The organism is Chryseobacterium sp. GQ58, from assembly GCF_059758895.1.
In genome coordinates this window covers 108,606-126,715 of record NZ_JCAXEH010000004.1, presented here as the reverse complement: position 1 = coordinate 126,715, position 18,110 = coordinate 108,606, and the positions used below count along the sequence as shown (strand labels likewise).

General features: G+C 33.3%; 11 protein-coding genes. 5 read left to right on the top strand and 6 right to left on the bottom strand.

All coding sequences use genetic code 11. The features are described 5' to 3' along the window. Positions 1–64 precede the first annotated feature (64 nt). Complete coding sequence (locus AC6CHK_RS12005; protein WP_498096424.1) at positions 65–2,203, bottom strand: S9 family peptidase; 2,139 nt, start codon at positions 2,201–2,203, stop codon at positions 65–67. Positions 2,204–2,500: 297 nt separating this feature from the next. Between AC6CHK_RS12005 and AC6CHK_RS12000 the strand changes: the two genes are divergently transcribed. Both AC6CHK_RS12000 and AC6CHK_RS11995 read left to right on the top strand, forming a co-directional pair. Continuing rightward, positions 2,501–3,013 (top strand): YceI family protein, encoded by a 513-nt coding sequence (locus AC6CHK_RS12000; protein ID WP_498096422.1) that lies wholly within the window; start codon positions 2,501–2,503, stop codon positions 3,011–3,013. Positions 3,014–3,167: 154 nt separating this feature from the next. Then, positions 3,168–4,250: a carboxypeptidase-like regulatory domain-containing protein gene (locus AC6CHK_RS11995; protein WP_498096420.1), complete on the top strand. Its 1,083-nt coding sequence runs from the start codon at positions 3,168–3,170 to the stop codon at positions 4,248–4,250. 64 nt (positions 4,251–4,314) lie between these two features. Here AC6CHK_RS11995 and hutH read toward each other — a convergent pair whose 3' ends face one another. Further along, the gene (gene hutH, locus AC6CHK_RS11990) at positions 4,315–5,802 is read right to left on the bottom strand and encodes a histidine ammonia-lyase (protein WP_498096418.1); all 1,488 of its coding nucleotides are present in this window, start codon (positions 5,800–5,802) and stop codon (positions 4,315–4,317) included. A 123-nt stretch (positions 5,803–5,925) separates the two neighbouring features. On the opposite strand from hutH, the gene AC6CHK_RS11985 reads away from it, so the two are divergent. The 3 genes from AC6CHK_RS11985 to AC6CHK_RS11975 all read left to right on the top strand — a co-directional run bounded on the left by AC6CHK_RS11985 (position 5,926) and on the right by AC6CHK_RS11975 (position 9,474). Then, entirely contained in the window at positions 5,926–6,690 is a 765-nt protein-coding gene (locus AC6CHK_RS11985) for a hypothetical protein (protein WP_498096416.1), read from the top strand. Between the two features lie 89 nt (positions 6,691–6,779). Next, entirely contained in the window at positions 6,780–8,570 is a 1,791-nt protein-coding gene (gene uvrC, locus AC6CHK_RS11980; protein ID WP_498096414.1) for an excinuclease ABC subunit UvrC, read from the top strand. A gap of 121 nt (positions 8,571–8,691) precedes the next feature. After that, positions 8,692–9,474, top strand: coding sequence for a T9SS type A sorting domain-containing protein (locus tag AC6CHK_RS11975; protein WP_498096412.1), 783 nt, complete (start codon positions 8,692–8,694; stop codon positions 9,472–9,474). A gap of 77 nt (positions 9,475–9,551) precedes the next feature. Here the strand turns inward: AC6CHK_RS11975 and argS are convergent, their stop codons facing one another. The 4 genes from argS to AC6CHK_RS11955 all read right to left on the bottom strand — a co-directional run bounded on the left by argS (position 9,552) and on the right by AC6CHK_RS11955 (position 18,110). After that, positions 9,552–11,312: an arginine--tRNA ligase gene (gene argS / locus AC6CHK_RS11970; RefSeq protein WP_498096410.1), complete on the bottom strand. Its 1,761-nt coding sequence runs from the start codon at positions 11,310–11,312 to the stop codon at positions 9,552–9,554. A gap of 79 nt (positions 11,313–11,391) precedes the next feature. Then, positions 11,392–12,945: a SusD/RagB family nutrient-binding outer membrane lipoprotein gene (locus AC6CHK_RS11965; RefSeq protein ID WP_498096408.1), complete on the bottom strand. Its 1,554-nt coding sequence runs from the start codon at positions 12,943–12,945 to the stop codon at positions 11,392–11,394. A 12-nt stretch (positions 12,946–12,957) separates the two neighbouring features. Then, a complete protein-coding gene (locus AC6CHK_RS11960; protein WP_498096406.1) occupies positions 12,958–15,921 on the bottom strand; it encodes a SusC/RagA family TonB-linked outer membrane protein in 2,964 nt (987 codons plus the stop codon). A 617-nt stretch (positions 15,922–16,538) separates the two neighbouring features. Beyond that, entirely contained in the window at positions 16,539–18,110 is a 1,572-nt protein-coding gene (locus AC6CHK_RS11955) for a SusD/RagB family nutrient-binding outer membrane lipoprotein (protein ID WP_498096404.1), read from the bottom strand.

Genomic DNA, 18,110 nt, shown 5'->3' with positions numbered 1-18,110 from the left:
ATATTTCTTAGGTCATTTTATAGTTATATACAAAAAATCCAGTCTCATCGACTGGATTTAAATTTTATTTTTTCAAATTCTGATCAAAATAATCAGTCACTTTCTGCATCAAGTGAACTCTGTCTTTCCCAATTACATTATGCGGATGTCCCGGATAAACAAAATAATCCAGCTGAACTCCATTGTCAACAGCAGATTTTATAAATTTCACCGAATGTTGCCAAACTACAACATCATCCTGAGCGCCATGAATCATTAGTAATTTACCTTTCAGATTCTGAACTTTATCTAATAAACTAGACGCTGCATACCCTTTTGGATTTTCCTGCGGTGTATCCATATATCTTTCGCCATACATGATTTCATACATTTTCCAGTCGATTACAGGTCCTCCCGCAACACCAACTTTGAAAACTTCCGGATGACGAAGCATAAAGCTGGTCGTCATAAAACCTCCAAAGCTCCATCCGTGAATTCCCAATCTTTCAGAATCTACATAAGGAAGGGATTTTAAATAACCAACTCCTTTCATTTGGTCGTTCAATTCTGTTGTTCCCAAATTTCTGAAAACAGCCTGCTCAAATTTCATTCCGCGGTTTGAAGAACCTCTTCCGTCCATCGTAAAGATGACATATCCGTTTTGAGCCATATATTCGTACCAAAGATTTCCGGAAGCCGGAAAAGTATTGGTTACCAACTGTAAATGCGGACCGTTGTATAAATAAACAATTACAGGATATTTTTTATTCGGATCAAAATTGGTCGGAAGAATAATCTTTCCATACAAAGGTGTTCCGTCGTCGGCTTTTAAAGTTACATTTTTAATTTCCGGTCTCTGATAATTTTTCAACGGATTTTCGGCGGTCAGAAGGTTCGTCGATTTCAATGTATTTGTATTAATAATATTGACAACTCTTGGCGTATTTGCATTGCTGTAAATATCATATAAATAGTTTCCGTCTTTGCTTAAAACTCCCGTATGAACTCCTTCTGCGCTGTCAAGTCTCTGCATTTTGAAATTCGTCCAGTTGATTTTGTACAAATGTTTTTCCAAAGGAGTTTCTTTTGTAGACGTAAAATAAATTTCCTTTTTCTTTTCATTAAAACCTAAAATATCGGTAACCAGCCAATCTCCTTTTGTAATCTGCGCAATTAAGCCTTTTTCTAAGCTGTAATGAAACAAATGATTGTAGCCTGTTCTTTGGCTCTGCCAGATAAATTCTGTATTTGAATTTGGAAAAAAAACAAGCGGATGCTGAGGCTCAACATATTTATCGTCCTTTTCTTCAAACAAAGTTTTTACAAAATTTCCTGTAATCGCATCATATTGATTCATTTTCAAATGATTCTGGCCTCTGTTTAAAACTCCAACGAAAATATATTTGGAATCCGGGCTCCATGTAATTGCTGTTAAATATTGATCTTTTTCGCCTTCAATATTTAAGAAAGTCGTTGATGCATTTTTGATATTGTAAACACCCAGCTTTACTTCATGAGAAGTTTCTCCCGCCATCGGATATTTAATATTGTGATTTGCAGCAGGCGTTACAGACCAGTCGATCACGGGATAATCTGCAACCATCGTCTGATCCATTTTATAAAAAGCAATGTTTTCAGAGTTTGGAGAAGGGAAAATTCCACCGTCTATCCCAAATTCGTTTCTGTGAACAGCCTGTCCGTTGATAATATTTTCGTTGGTATCGTTGGTAATGGCAATGGCTTTTCCGTTTTTATTGATATACAAATTATTTTTGACGGTATATACCAAAGTCTGATTATCAGCAAGCGTTTTTATATTGTCTGCATTTTCTTCCAATGATGAAGAACGCTTTATTTTCCAGTCATTCCCTGACTTTTCGATCCAATACATTTGGTTATTTGCATTAAAATAACCGTTTGATGAACTGATAAACTTAATCGGCGGAATACCTTTTAACTTTTTATCGGTAAAATTTTTGTTAAGCTGATGTAAAGAAACTAAAGTGTCTTGCTTATTTGTTTTCAAATCAGTCATTAAATAGCCTCCTTTTACAGCCTGAATGTAAGATTTCTCATCATCAGACCAAGAAAATTGCGAGATATTTTTAACGGCAAGATTAGTGCGTAAGCCATTAACAGCTTCAGCCATTGTAAATTTTTGAGTCTGAGCAAATACAGATCCGCCCAAAACCACCATTAATAAAGAGAATTTATGTAATTTCATTGTATAAAATTGATCATTCAAAAATAAGAAATAAAAGTCAGCCGTTAAAAAATGTTAAATCATAAATGTAAATTAATGATTGATTTAAAATAAATTCTTAACTTAAGATCAATTTGAAAGTGGATTTGAAGGTTTGGAGGATTAAGTTTAAATTATTTTACTAAGATTATTCAGAGATTGCTTCGTCGCTACGCTTCTCGCAATGACAATTAAATCATTTCTTATCCTAAATCAATGTCTTGAAGCAATGTCTTGTTCTAAATTTGCATTATAATTAACAAACAAAAAATAAATACAATGGCTACAAAATGGAATTTAGACCCAACGCACAGTGAAATTACTTTTAAAGTAAAACATATGATGATTTCTAATATCAAAGGAAGTTTCAGAACTTTTGATGCGCAGATTGAATCGGAAGACGACTCTTTCAAAAATGCAAAAACAACGGCTACTATTCAGACAGATTCTGTCTTTACCAATAATACCGACAGAGACAATCACTTGAAATCTGAGGAGTTTTTCAATGTAGAATCTAATCCTACAATCACTTTTGAGTCTGATGCCTTAAGCGATTCTGTAACAGGAAATCTTACTGTAAACGGCATTACAAAACCTATTAAGCTAGATGTAGATTTTGGAGGAATCAATGTGGATCCTTGGGGAAACACAAAAGCCGGATTTTCTTTTGAAGGAAAGATCAACAGAAAAGACTTCGGACTGAACTGGAATGCTGCCTTAGAAGCAGGAGGCGTGATGGTAAGCGAAGAAGTAAAAATTGCGGGTGAACTGCAGTTTGTGAAACAGGCATAGTAAATTAAATATAGTTTTTGAAGGTCCGGTGAATTAATCATCGGATCTTTTATTTTGTGAAATATTGTTTTTATAGTTCAATTATAAAGCATTTTGATTTATTAGAAATTCATATTCTTTTATTATCACTATAAATTTAGTAATATTGTTTAGCATGAAAAAAACAGTTTTACTTTTTATAATTATTTTCCCTTTTTACATTTCTTTCGCGCAGATGATTAAAGGAACGGTGGTGAATGATATAGAAAAACCTATTTCCAATGTCAATATTTATCTTGACGGCACAAAAACATGGACGACCTCAAAAGAAGATGGAAGCTTCATTCTTAATTTACCGTCATCAAACAACAACAGTTTGGTTTTTCAAAAGGATAATTATGAAACTTTTACCATTGGAGTTTCTGAAGTTTTGAATAAAACATTAAAGGTTGTTTTAATAAAATCACAAGAAATTGAAGAAGTGACGATTATTCCCTTCACCGAACAAGCTTATAAAAACTATATTAATTTTTTCCTTGATACATTTATCGGATATGATAAAGAAAATGTAAAAATTAAAAACCAGCGCTCACTTAAGTTTTCTTATGACAAAAAAAATAAAATTCTCCGTGTAAAGGCGCCACAAACTTTAGTGATTGAAAATAAGAATTTAGGCTATATTATCGATTACAATCTCGTTGATTATATTGCAGATTTTGAAAATAAAACAACACGTTTCGTGGGCACAAGCTTTTTTAAAGAAACAAAAAGCTCCAACAAAATCAAGCTGAACAGAATGAACGCGTACGAGGGAAGCCAAATTCATTTCTTTAACAGTGTTTATAATAATAAAGTGAAGGCCGAAGGCTATATTGTTAATCAGATTACCAAATTCCCCAATTCAAAATATCCGACCGAAGATGAAAGAAAAAGAAATGAGTCATATAAAATAGCCATTACAAAAACTCAGATTCCTGAATCCGACTACACTAAAAAGAAAGGTGATAAACTTTTTTTGGATTACGATTATATGATGCAGATTAATTATAAAAAATTTTATTACGAATTAGAAAAAAAAGAGTTTGTAAAAAGTAAAATACCTATTATTCAAACCTCTTTTCTTCATCCCGAAAACGATACTTTTGAAATCTACCGCGACGGAAATACTTCAAATCCGGGTCAACTAACCAATCAGGGTGAATTTGCAAAAGATAAAATTGAGAAAATGCTTCCTTTGGATTATCAATTGGGAGATTGATGCAAATTGAAAACAAAAAGCTTCCATTTTCGGAAGCTTTTATAAATATTATTTTTTGAGCAGATTAATTTACAACAAATTTTCTCTCATTAATCAATTCAGCAATAGCCAGCATATCTTTTCCGATCAATCTGTCATCTTCAAGCTTTTCAACTTTTGAACGAAGAATAGTGTAATTTTCTTCAATGATCTTTGAACATTTTGCAGGTCTTCTGAATTCTAAACCTTGTGCAGCAAACATTAATTCAACTGCTAAAATATTGACTAAATTCCCTAAAACCTGATTAAATTTTCTTCCGGAAATACTTCCCATCGACACATGATCTTCCTGTCCCAAACTTGTAGGAATAGAATCTGCCGAAGCCGGGAAACACAATGTTTTATTCTCCGTAACCAAAGCTGCAGAAGTATATTGAGGGATCATAAATCCTGAATTTAAACCTGAACTTTCCGTTAGTAATCTTGGTAAACCGTATTTTCCTTCCAATAATAAATAGCTTCTTCGGTCTGAAATATTCCCTAATTCTGCCGCCGCCAAAGTTGCATAATCTAAAGGCAAAGCCATTAATTGTCCGTGAAAATTACCTCCTGAAATTGATTCTTCAGCGCTTAAAACGATCGGATTGTCCGTTACAGAATTAAGTTCCGTTTCAGCCATTATTTTAAGATGCTCAAAAGCATTTCTGCTTGCGCCGTGTACTTGTGGCACGCATCTCATCGAATAAGGATCCTGTACTCTGTCGCAATATTCATGAGCTTTCAAATTGTCTGAATTCTTCAAAAACTTCAACATTCTTGCTGCCACTTTTTTACTTCCTTCAAATGGTCTGATGTCATGAAGCTCTTTTCTGAAAGGACTTGAAGATCCTCTGTACGCTTCCAGACTCATTGCCGCAGCCATATCTGCCAAGTCTAATAAATATTCAAATTTTTCCAGACCTTTAATTGCATGAGCCAGAATAAACTGAGTTCCGTTGATCAATCCCAATCCTTCTTTAGGTCCTAAAACCAAAGGCTCAAGATTGTGTTTTTCAAGAACTTCAGCAGTTTCAAAAATTTCATTTCCAACCCAAACCTCTCCAAGTCCTAAAAGCGGCAAAACCAAATGCGACAAAGGAGCCAAATCTCCGGAAGCACCTACAGAACCTTGCTCCGGAACTACAGGAATGATATCTTTTTCAAGCATTACAATCAAACGCTCGATTACTTCCAAAGAAACTCCCGAAAAACCTTTTGACAATGCATGAACTTTGGCAATCATCATCATTTTTGAAAGCTCTTTATCAATAGGTTTTCCAACTCCGACAGCGTGAGAAATAATTAAATTATATTGAAGCTGCGCAGTTTCATCAGCAGAAATTTTAGTATCGCAAAGTGGTCCGAAACCTGTATTTATACCGTAAACAGAACGATCTGACTCTACAATTTTCTTTACATTATTCTGAGATTTTAAAATCTGTTCTTTTGCTGCCTTATTTAATTTGGCTTTATTTGGGCTTTTACATATTTCCAAAACATCGTGGAAACTAAAAGTATCTATACCGTAAATCATTTAAAAATTTTGCATAAAATTACACATTTTGCAGGGAATTTTAGGTGTAAACACAGGATGAAATTTATTTTCTATCCGGATCAAATTATTTGCTATTTTTACGACTTAACAAAACTAAAAACTATGAAATTCAAAGCTTTATTATTTGCTCTTTCTGTGGCGAGCATCTCAACATTTGCACAGGAAAAAGTAAAATACACGAAAGATCAGGTCAAAAAAATGGAACAATTTCTTTTCAACGAAGGGTTTTCCGGGCCATCTACCAAGAAAATATCAACCATAATTTTAAAAGACGGCACAAGTCACAAAGGTTATTGCAACGATATTGAAACAAAAAAAGGACAGATCTACGAAATTTCCCTTAAAGACAGCGCAACAAAAAAACAAATGAAGTTTGCCTCAGAAAATGTAAAAGAAATGTATATTCTGCCTTCCAATTTTGAAAAAGGACTAAAAGCTGTAAGATATGTAACCAAAGTGAATAGCATCAGCAGAAAAAAAATGAATAAAAGCGTATCTGAAGAACGCATTCACTTTGTAAATCAGACAGTTCCTCTTAAAAATAAAAAAGACGATAAAGAATTTTTGATGCAGCTGGTCAATCCTGAGTTTAATGATATTATTTCAGTGTATCATGATCCCAGAGCTAAAGAAACTAATGGTATGACTGTAGGATTTGGGATGCAGGTAAGTGGCGGAATCACAAAATCTTATTATGTAAAAAAGGGTGATAAAGTAATATGGTTGCATAAAGATGATTTTGAAGAGAATTATGATTTTCTTTTTGGAGACAACGCGGAATTCATGAAAAAATATCCGAAAAAATCTGTTGAATGGGATTATTTCAGCTTTTTGGTGAATCAATATACCGAAATGAGCAACGGATAAGATTATTCAATTATAAAAAACTAAAGCTGTAGAATTTTGCAGCTTTTTTTGTGCTTTTAAATAAGAGCAGGATTGCGTAATTTTGTTTTATGAATCCTTCTTTAGAATTACAGCTCAAAACTTTACCTTCCGAACCCGGCGTTTATCGTTATTATGATAAAAGCGACAATCTTCTGTACGTTGGAAAAGCTAAAAACCTAAAAAAAAGGGTTCTTTCTTATTTTAATAAAAATCTTCCCGGTTACCGAATTAAAATCATGGTGGGAAAAATCCATCGCCTGGAAACTACCATTGTAAACAGCGAATATGATGCACTTTTATTGGAAAACAACCTTATAAAAGAGCATCAGCCTTTTTATAATGTGATGCTGAAGGATGATAAAACTTATCCGTGGATTTGCATTAAAAACGAAGATTTTCCGCGGATTTTTCTTACACGAACGAAGATCAAGGACGGATCGGAATATTACGGGCCTTATGCGAAAGTACGTCCGGCAAAGATTCTTTTAGATACAATTAAACATATTTATAAGCTTAGAACCTGTAATCTTAATCTGGCTCCCAATAAAATAGACGATGGCAAATATAAAGTCTGCCTGGAATTTCACATCAAAAATTGCGAGGGACCCTGCGAAGGCTTAGAAAGCAAACAGGAATATGATGAAAAAATAGATGCCATTCGTGGCATCGTAAAAGGAGATTTTCAAAAAGCAAAAAAATATCTCATCAATCAGATGACAAAATATGCAACAAATCTCCAGTTTGAAAATGCGCAGACGATTAAAGAAAGATTAGACATTCTTGAAGATTATCAGGTAAAAAATACCGTAGTCAATCCAAATATCGATGACGTAGACGTTTTTGGAATGACAAGCGATGAAACCGCAGCTTATGTTAATTTCTTTAAAATCAGGAATGGAAATATTATTCAGAGTTTTACAACAGAAATAAAAAAAATTATCGAAGAAAGCGATGAAGATATTCTTGAAGAAGCTTTAATTGAGATCCGTCAGAAATTTGGTTCAGATTCTAAAGAAGTTTTGATTCCTTTTCATTTATCTGTTGAAATTCCGAATGTAAAATTGATCGTTCCTAAAGTTGGCGACAAAAAACGTATTGTTGAGCTTTCCGAAAAAAATGCTAAAGAATATCGAATTGAAAAGCTGAAGCAAGTACAGATCGTTGATCCGGAAAGACATTCAAACAGAATCATGGCAGAAATGCAAAAGCTTTTGAGAATGCCTGTTGAGCCAAGACATATCGAAGGTTTTGACAACTCAAATATTCAGGGAACCAATCCTGTTTCAGCGTGTGTCGTTTTCAAAGACGGAAAACCCAGCAAGGCCGATTACAGGGTTTTTCATCCTAAAACCGTTGAGGGTCCCAACGATTTTGCCACAATGGAAGAAGTTATCTATCGCCGCTACAAAAGAATGCTGGATGAAGGTGAAAGCCTGCCGCACCTGATTGTAATTGACGGTGGAAAAGGACAGTTGTCATCATCTGTAAAAAGCTTAAAATTGCTTGGCCTTTACGGAAAAATAACAATTATAGGTATTGCCAAAAGACTGGAAGAGATTTTCTTTCCCGAAGATCCTATTCCTTTATATCTTGATAAAAAGTCTGAAACACTTAAAATTTTGCAAAGAGTACGCGATGAAGCACACCGTTTTGGCGTAAGGCATCACAGAACAAGACGAAAAAACTCAACGATAAAATCTGAATTAGAAGAAATTCCCGGAATCGGAGAAAAAACAATCGAATTGCTTTTATCAAAATTAAAATCTGTAAAAAGGATCAAAGAATCAAATCTGGAAACTTTAGAAGAAATTTTAGGGAAAAGCAAAGCAAAGGTCGTGTATAGTTTTTTTCACAATTAATTTACTGATATTAAATAATACTTATTTATGTGGTATAATATTTAAATAATTACAAAATAAATTGCCAATTAGTTAAATTATTATTAGTTTCGTGTTAATAAACCAATCAAAAAGAATTAACATGAACAAAAACTACATTTTTGCAAAAGCTTTTGCACTGTTATTGGTATCTTCAATTTCCAATCTCTTTAACTCCCAATCTTACTGCAATCCGAGTTATCCAAGCGGATGCTCATCATGGAGAATCTCTGAAGTTTCAATTCCTCAAGTAAGCTTTACCAACAGTTTTGCAGCCGGCACCTGCACGACCGGAAGAGACCGAACTTCAGTAATTGTCAATTTAAATACCGGAGTAAACTATACAATTAATGTTACAACAACAGGCTGGATATCGTGTGGAATGGCTATTGATTTTAATAATGACGGAGATTTTGACGATTCAGGAGAAGCTTTATTCTTACCTGCTTACATAGCAAATTCAACCAATACGTATACAGGAAGCTTCACTATTCCATCTTCCGCTACTTCAGGAAATCACCGAATGAGAGTTTGGAACAGGCTAGCCAACTCGGGAGACGGAACTCCTGCCAACTCAGCTTGTGCAACGTATGCTTACGGAACATGGACAGACTACACCGTAAATATAGCGCAATTATCAACATCTGAAGCCACAAAAATTACCGCTAAAGTTTATCCAAATCCCGTTTCAGATGTTTTAAACATTGAAAATAAAGCAACCGTAAAATCAGTTGAGATTTATGATTACAATGGAAAATTACTCAAAACTGTTTCTGAAAACAGCAGTAATCTTTCTATAAATTTGTCAGATTTAGTTTCTGGAAATTATACTGCAAAAATTAATTCTGATAAAGGAAGCCAGGTTATTAAATTTATCAAGAAATAAATGATTAAAGTTCTGAAGTCTTCAGAATAAATGCTTTTAATTAAAAAAACCTCCTGATATTTCAAGAGGTTTTATTTTTACATTCTGTTTACGGTTCCGATTCCGAGTAAACTTAGAGATTTTTTAATTATTTTACCTGTCAAATCAGATAAATTTAAACGGAATTGCTTCAGATTTTCATCTTCAAGCTTCAAAATCACATTGCTTTGATAGAATGAATTGTAAGATTTCACCAAATCATACACATAGTTGGCAAGCAAAGCCGGACTTAAAGCTTCAGCAGCTTTTTCTACAACAATTTTATAATTGGCCAGCAATACGATCAGTTCTTTTTCAAATGTGTTCAATTCTACTTCAGAAATTTCTTTATATTCATAATTAGCTTTGGCCAACAAAGACTGAATTCGGGCGTAAGTATATTGAATAAAAGGGCCTGTATTTCCATTAAATTCAATACTTTCAGCCGGATTGAACAACATTTTCTTTTTTGGATCAACTTTCAGCATGAAATATTTCAAAGCTCCCAATCCCACCGTTTCATAAGACGATTCTTTTTCTTCGTCGGAAAGATTTTCCAGTTTCCCTAATTCCTGAGATTTAGACTTAGCGGTTTCGTACATTTCCTGCATCAGATCGTCTGCATCTACCACCGTGCCTTCACGTGACTTCATTTTACCTTCCGGAAGCTCAACCATTCCATAAGAAAGGTGAAATAAATTGTCAGCCCAAGTGTAACCTAATTTCTTTAAAATTTTAAATAAAACCTGAAAATGATAATCCTGCTCGTTTCCTACCGTATAAATCAGCTTCTGAATATTATTTTCTTTAAACCGCTCAACGGCCGTTCCCAAATCCTGCGTCATGTAAACAGAAGTTCCGTCTGAACGCAACAAAAGCTTCTGATCGAGACCTTCATCCGTCAAATCACACCAAACTGAGCCATCTTCCTTCTGAAATAAAACTCCTTTATCTAAACCTTCCTGAATAAGATCTTTACCTAAAATATAAGTATTGCTTTCGTACTGAACCTGATCGAAATCAACTCCAAGTCTTTTATAAGTCTCGTCGAAACCTTCGTAAACCCAGGAATTCATTTCACTCCAAAGGCTTCTAACTTTTTCGTCACCATTTTCCCAGTCTAAAAGCATTTTTTGAGCTTCTTTCATAACGGGAGCATCTTTTTTTGCCTGATCTTCAGGAATTCCGTTGGCAATTAATTCGGAAACTTCTTTTTTGTAGTTTTTATCAAATTCTACATAATAATTCCCTACAAATTTGTCTCCTTTCGTTTGAGTTGTCTCTGGAGTTTCTCCGTTTCCAAATTTTTCCCAAGCCAGCATCGACTTACAGATGTGAATTCCACGATCATTAATAATCTGGGATTTAATTACATCATAACCTGCTTCTTTAAGAATCTGCGCCACAGAAAAACCTAAAAGATTGTTTCTGATATGTCCTAAATGTAAAGGTTTATTGGTATTTGGCGAAGAATATTCTACCATCACCGAAGAATTTTTCTTTTCAATAATTGAAAACTGATCATTTACCGTTCTAAACTGATCTACAAAAAACTGATTTTTAACTTTAACATTTAAAAAGCCTTTCACAACATTAAAACTTTCAAGCAAATCGGTTTGAGCTGTTAAAGATTCTCCAAGCTCAACTCCAATACTTTCAGGATTTTTCTTCAGCTGTTTTACCAAAGGAAAAGTGACAATGGTAAAATCTCCTTCAAATTCTGTCTTATTTTCCTGAATTTCGAGTTTTATATCTTTAAGCTGATAGACATTAAGAATAACTTCCGCAAGCTTATGTTCTATGATATCTTTAATATTCATTTTTAAATTTTGAGATACAAATATACGGAAATAAAAAAACCGCCCGAAGGCGGTTTGATATAATAATCTAAGTATTAGATTAGTTTTGGTTCCAAAATGGAGTGTATTGGTTTTTAGTAAATGCATCGGAATTTGACATATTTGGCACATTTGCAGAATTACCAGTATACTCTGATACTGGATAAATCAGTCTATATGGCTTATTAGGTTCCTGAGCACCAATTGCCAATGGAGTTTCCGGATAACCTGTTTTTAAGAAGTTGATATAAGTTTCAACCGATCTTAAGTTGGCCAAACAAACTAATCTTTGATACTGAATAGCAGCAATTTTATTAGCTGCACCAGTCCATCCATATGGCTTAGTATTTAAACTTGCCAAATAAGTAGTAGCCTGAATAGAAGTAAGACCATAAAATATAAAGGATGAATCAACTGCAGCTTGATATCTTGTAGCAGCATCAAAAGTAAAAATCGTTGGATAAGTAACAGCAGCTTCTGCTAACAGTAAATTAGCTTCTGAGCCTAACATTAAATATCCATCCATACCTCCAGTCGCTTCGGCATGATTATTAAAGTTCCATCCTAACCAAGAAAAGCTTCCTTCTGTTTTACTAGTATCTCTTTGAGCCCCCTGTACTATACCTGCAATAGTTCCCCCTACGGAAGAGAACTGTTTTGTACGTCTAGGATCAGTAGTACCAACTGTATTAGCAGAAGTTCCATTTACATAATTAGCATAATTAGCTGATACTTTTAAAACTCTCCACCCATTTGTATTTAGAGCAGAGTCATCATAAGTAAATCTACCATAATTTGCATACATTGGATTTAATCCTGATGCAGTTGCGGTATTATAACCTGGTTGAATAGTTACATCATCTAAATAAAACTTATCATAATAAGTAGATCCTGCAAGTGTTTGTAATTGTTGATCAACAAAACTTCTAACGGCAGTATCAGTAACTTTAGATTGTCTTAATAACAATCTTAATTTTACATTATTTGCAAACTTTTTCCAATCATCCATTACGCCAGCAAATATAACATCTTCAGCAGAAGTAACGGTGTTATTATCATTAGGAACGGTATTATCTATAAGTGTAATTGCTTCGTTAATTTCCATTACAAGGCCCTTATAAATATCAGAACCTTTGTCGTATTTTGGAGATAAATTAGCTTGCCCTTTAAAAGCATCACTATAAGGTGCATCACCATAGAAATCTACAATGTATTGCATGTTATACGCTTTTAAAATTTTTGCGATTGCAACATGGAAAGGAAGATTATCCTTTGTACCACTATCTATAATATTTTGCAAGTTTGCAGCATTTAAATAACTACTATTCCAAATACCATTTGCAAAGTTATTACTAATAGCTAAACTATATTCTCTAGAATAAGGATTGGCAAAATAATAATGATTTCCTGCCCAAGTATTTGTCCAAACATTAGATAATTCATTCATTGTACCTGCCTGCACAGAAAATAGTGAAGTTTGAGCCGCTGTAATAAGTTGTCTTGGAGAAATTTGTTCAGGTAGCACATTATTAGGAGAAAGATTCTCATCTATTTCCCGACATGATGTTGCAAAACCTGCCAAAATTATTGTTGAATATAAAAATATTTTTTTCATTTTAATTTAAGATTAGAAGTTAATATTTACATTAAAACCAAAAGTTCTAATTGCCGGATATTGGTTAGATGCGGCGTAACCTTGAGCATTTTCAGTAGTGAAAGATGTTTCAGGATCTGCATAATTTCTATTTTCACTAGAGAATTTAGTAAATGGATTTCTTGCATGAACACCAACTGTAAGTCCGTTAATTCCAGAATTACCTAAGACCGAAGATGGTATTGTGTAAGACAATGCTATCTCTCTAATTTTGAAGAATGTAGATGATTTAACAAAGTTTTCCCCAATTGCATTATAAACATTAGCATAATAATCAATAACATCATCATAAGTTTCTCCCCCTGTTTTAATAGAAGTATTAGCTACATAAGATCCATTTTGTAAATAAACTGAATTAGGCATTATAAAACCACCTTGGGTTCTGTCAAATGAAGCACTTTCTTCTAATTGACCTGAAAACGCGTAAGACTGCATTGCTCCAGCAAAGAATTTACCTCCAATTCTCCAATCAGCAACTGCCGATAATTTAAATCCTTTATATGCTATATTAGTTGAAAAACCAAATGCATATTTTGGATCAACGTTACCTAATTTCTGAAGAGTAGTTGTATACAATGGATTTCCCGTGGCTTCATTAATTATTACTCTACCTTGCTCATCTCTTTGGTAAGCTGTACCTTTAAGAACGAAACCGTCACCCTTCACAGCATAAACTGATACAAGATTACTCCCGCCAACAAATACTTCATCAGAACCGTTAGTAAGTTCGAGAACTGTAGACTTGAAAGTTGTAAAAGTAGTACCCACTTCCCATTTAAAGTCTTTAGTTTTTATAGGTACAACTGTAATATCGGCATCTAAACCTTTATTTCTTAATTTACCAATATTATTTCTTAATGTAGCAATACCAGAAGCATAAGAAGATCCTTGTGCAGTAATTAGATCTGAAGTATCATCTTGGTAAATTGAAGCTCCTAATAATATTCTGTTATTAAAAAAAGCAGAATTAAAACCAATTTCTTTCTTAGTTACTCTTTCTGGTTTAATATCTGCATTTATTTGCGTAGTTGGTATTGAGAAGCTTAAGGCACCTCCTGTAGGACCACTCACAGAATATGGATAACCTCCCGCAAGATTATAATAGTTACGTATTGCATATTCTGCTACTTGAGACGCATTTGCAGTTCCCATTAAGGATCCGTAAATTTTTAAGTAATTTAATGTTTCTCCCCCAAAGTCGAATGCTTTTGTTGGTATAAAACTTAAACCTACTGATGGATAAAAATAACTCCTGTTTTCCTTACTTAAAGCAGAGTTCCATTCATTTCTACCAGTGGCAGTTAAAAATAAATAATCTCTAAATCCTAAATCAATATTTGCAAATACAGCTTGGCTATTGTAAGATCCTCTTGTATTATCTAGATTATATGGTATTGTAGGATTTGAAAGATTCCAAATCTGATATAAGCCTGGGATAATAATTCCTGTACCACCGGCAGATGTGGTATTATAACTTGTATTTTGAAAGTTATGTCCTACGTTTGCTTTGAAGTTTAGGTCATCAGTAAGATCATAATTGAAATTAACTAATAAATCTCCATAATATTTTGTAAGGCTAGAACTAGATTGGTTGTAGGCAGAAATTTCTGCTGTAGGATCCGGAATCATAATATCTGACCAACCATCATTCCAATTACGCCCCTCCCCTGTGTTAAGTTGCACATTTGCTCTGTATAAAACATCAATATTTTTATTTATTTTAAAATTAGCCGTTCCAATTAAATTTAATCTGTTTGAAGTGTTATTATTACGAACATGATCAATATACCAATAAGGATTATTATAGTATATATTCCAAGCATACGCTCTATCTCTTAAATTAGAAAATTTAGTGATTGGAATATCAGCAGAGGACTGTAATAAATCACTATATAAATTAGAACTTGTCGTAGATGTTTTTTGTCTTGTATAGTTAACAATAGCATCAAAAGACCATTTATTATATTTCATTCCAGCTTTTAGAAATACTGAAGTTCTATTTAATTTATCATCTTCCACAATAAAGTCCCTTTGCATATTATCAATTGACATTAATAAATATCCATTTTCTCCACCAACATTCGCTGTAATACCATTTTGAAGAACGCTACCAACTTTAAAGAAATCTCTTACATTATCTTTTCCAAAAGGTGCAAAAGTCGATTGTATAGACGCTGGATCATCAGGACTTAATGCGTCATCATTTGGATTGATTTGAATGACACCATTACCATTAAAGTCATATAACGGAATGCCATACCCAAGAGTTTGCCCACCTAAAGATGAACTGAAAGCTGGTCCCCAAGCACCATTTTCAACATTTACTTTAAGCCCAGACCATCCTTGCCCATACAACCTTTGTCTCTTTGGAAGATAAGCTACAGATTCAAAATCAGTTACACTATTAAATGTAACATTCATTCTGTTTGATTTAGAACCTTTTTTTGTATTAACTAATATAACTCCATTTACACCGTCTGAACCGTATAAAGCTGCGGCTTGTGCACCTTTAATAACATTCATTGATTCAATTAATTCTGGTGGTAATGCTTGTAAAGCAGTGGCTGATGAAATTACATTATCAATTACTACTAAAGCTTGATTATTACCCGTAATCGAACGATTACCTCTAATAACAATACGCGGTGACCCCGTTACACTTGAATTTGTATTATTTATAGTAACACCTGAAACTTTACCTTGTAAAGATAAAATAGCATTAGGGTTACCAGCCGCCGTAAGTTTTTCATTTGAAACAACCTGAATTGCAGAAGTCTGAGCATCAGCTTTTTTATTAATACCTAAGGCTCCAGTAATTATTACTTCACCGATGGTCTGCTCTCTAATTATAGTATCATTCTTTTTCTGTTGAGCATTTACTACCGCAAAAGAAGATGATAATACCACGAGAAGGACACTTGCTGTTAATTTCTTCATATTTAAATGTATTATTTCTTAATTGCAAATATGTAAAAATTTTATTAATAAAACTAAATATATGTTAAAAAAATAATATAAATATTGTTTTAAATGATTTAACAAACAAAAAAAATAATTACAAAATAGAAAAATATAAATAAAATATAATAAATTAAACACTAATAAAAACCTTTATTTTATATAAATAAAATAAATAAATAAATAAAAATTACGATTAACGCTAATCATTTTTATTTTCATTTTAAAAATTCTATTATTTATTTTTAGTTAATATAATTCAATTCAAAAAAAACATAATGTAAACTCTATTACGCATTTACATCGCTAATTATTGCTACGGAATTATATACAAAAAAATATTCCTATAACTTATTACAGGAATATTTTTATTAATTGGCTGTTTTTTCATAAAACATTAATTCAGCACTTGTTTAGTAGCCGTACAAATTATTGTTGCTCCAAATATGTACTCTTTGCTATTCATCACAAATAAAAACTTTTCAGCAAATAGCTTAAATTGTAATAAGGATAACTTTTTTAAGTTTTTGAAATAAATTATAAAAAAAACCGCCCGAAGGCGGTTTGTGTATATTAATCTAAGTTATTTTATTAGATTAGTTTCTATTCCAAAATGGAGTAAATTGATTTTTTACAAATACATCTGCAAGAGTTACATTTGGTACATTAGCAGTATTCGCTACATATTCAAATGATGGATAAGCTAATCTCCAAGGCTTATTTGGTTGATTCGCTGTTGTTGCAAGAGGCGTAACTGGATATCCTGTCTTCAAATAGTTAATGTAAGTTTCTTGAGGCTTAACAAAATTTAAAGCAATCATTCTTTGATACTGAATAGCAGCAATATGACCATCAGATCCATTCCATCCATAAGGTTTAGTATTTATACTTGCTAAATAAGCAGCTGCTTGACCACCAATACCGAAGAAATTGAATGATGCATTAACCGCATTATTGTAATGCCCTACTGCGTTAGTAAAAATGGAAGGGTAGAGTTCTGCAGCTTCAGCCTGTAACAATTCAGATTCAGCAAGAGTCATAATATAACCATCTATACCTGAAGTATTTATAAGTGCAAGAGGAGTACCTCCAACTTCATAGAATTTCCATCTAAGACGTGAAAATGATGCTTCAGTCGCACCAGGTATCTGGCCTTGCCCCTGTACAATACCTCTAAGTATTTGAGGCTGACCTGGTGCTGGTGTTACAGGTCTATACATTTGAAAACCACGCGGATCTCTTGTTCCTGCTGTTTTAGCATTAGTTCCTTCTAGCAATGTCGCATAATGATCAGTAATATTTCCTACATACCTATATCCATTTGTGTTCAAAGTTGTAAGATTAAAATTTGCATAATGATAATTTCTAATCAAAGGGTTTTGTTGTGTTGCATTCCCTGCATTATACCCAGGATTAATAGTCGCCTGATCAGCTTCAGAAGAAATAAAACTAGCATTTTGCAACGATTGCAACTGACTGTCTACAAACGATTTTATTGAAGAATCAGTAACCTTAGATTGTCTTAGTAATAATCTTAACTTAATAGTGTTTGCAAGTTTTACCCACTTATCCATATCACCACTATAAATTTCATCTTCAGTACCAACCGTAAATTGAGGATTTCCTGTATTTATGGTAGCAACTGCGTCATTAATCATAATAACAAGTGCTCTATAGATATCTTCACCCTTATCATATTTTGGAGTTGGGTTATTCCCATATTGGAAAGCATCAGAAAAAGGCGCATCACCATAAAAATCTACAATATACTGCATACTGTTAGCCATAAGGATCTTTGCGATTGCCGCATGGTGAGAATATTTAGCAGCTTCTGGGTGATTATAAATACGTGCATATCTTGCCATTGCTACATATCCATTATTCCAGATATTATTACCGGGATTAAATGCAGATGTAACCTGCATTTGGTATTCGTTACTCAGCGGCGAGGCAAACTGATACACATTACCTGCCCAATTGTTCATCCATACGTTTGATAATTGATATATATCTGTAACTTCTACTGTATAATTTGTAGTTTGAGCTGCGCTCAAATAAAGATCTGGAGTTACACTATTAACTGATGGACTGTTTTCCGACATATTGTCATCCAATTTACATGAAGATAATGACATTGCCGCAAAAGCTATATAAACTATTTTTTTCAT

Bases quoted from the DNA above. Each gene is read 5' to 3' on its own strand.
- AC6CHK_RS12005 (WP_498096424.1), bottom strand. From the start codon at position 2,203: ATGAAATTACATAAATTCTCTTTATTAATGGTGGTTTTGGGCGGATCT.
- AC6CHK_RS12000 (WP_498096422.1), top strand. From the start codon at position 2,501: ATGGCTACAAAATGGAATTTAGACCCAACGCACAGTGAAATTACTTTT.
- AC6CHK_RS11995 (WP_498096420.1), top strand. From the start codon at position 3,168: ATGAAAAAAACAGTTTTACTTTTTATAATTATTTTCCCTTTTTACATT.
- hutH (WP_498096418.1), bottom strand. From the start codon at position 5,802: ATGATTTACGGTATAGATACTTTTAGTTTCCACGATGTTTTGGAAATA.
- AC6CHK_RS11985 (WP_498096416.1), top strand. From the start codon at position 5,926: ATGAAATTCAAAGCTTTATTATTTGCTCTTTCTGTGGCGAGCATCTCA.
- uvrC (WP_498096414.1), top strand. From the start codon at position 6,780: ATGAATCCTTCTTTAGAATTACAGCTCAAAACTTTACCTTCCGAACCC.
- AC6CHK_RS11975 (WP_498096412.1), top strand. From the start codon at position 8,692: ATGAACAAAAACTACATTTTTGCAAAAGCTTTTGCACTGTTATTGGTA.
- argS (WP_498096410.1), bottom strand. From the start codon at position 11,312: ATGAATATTAAAGATATCATAGAACATAAGCTTGCGGAAGTTATTCTT.
- AC6CHK_RS11965 (WP_498096408.1), bottom strand. From the start codon at position 12,945: ATGAAAAAAATATTTTTATATTCAACAATAATTTTGGCAGGTTTTGCA.
- AC6CHK_RS11960 (WP_498096406.1), bottom strand. From the start codon at position 15,921: ATGAAGAAATTAACAGCAAGTGTCCTTCTCGTGGTATTATCATCTTCT.
- AC6CHK_RS11955 (WP_498096404.1), bottom strand. From the start codon at position 18,110: ATGAAAAAAATAGTTTATATAGCTTTTGCGGCAATGTCATTATCTTCA.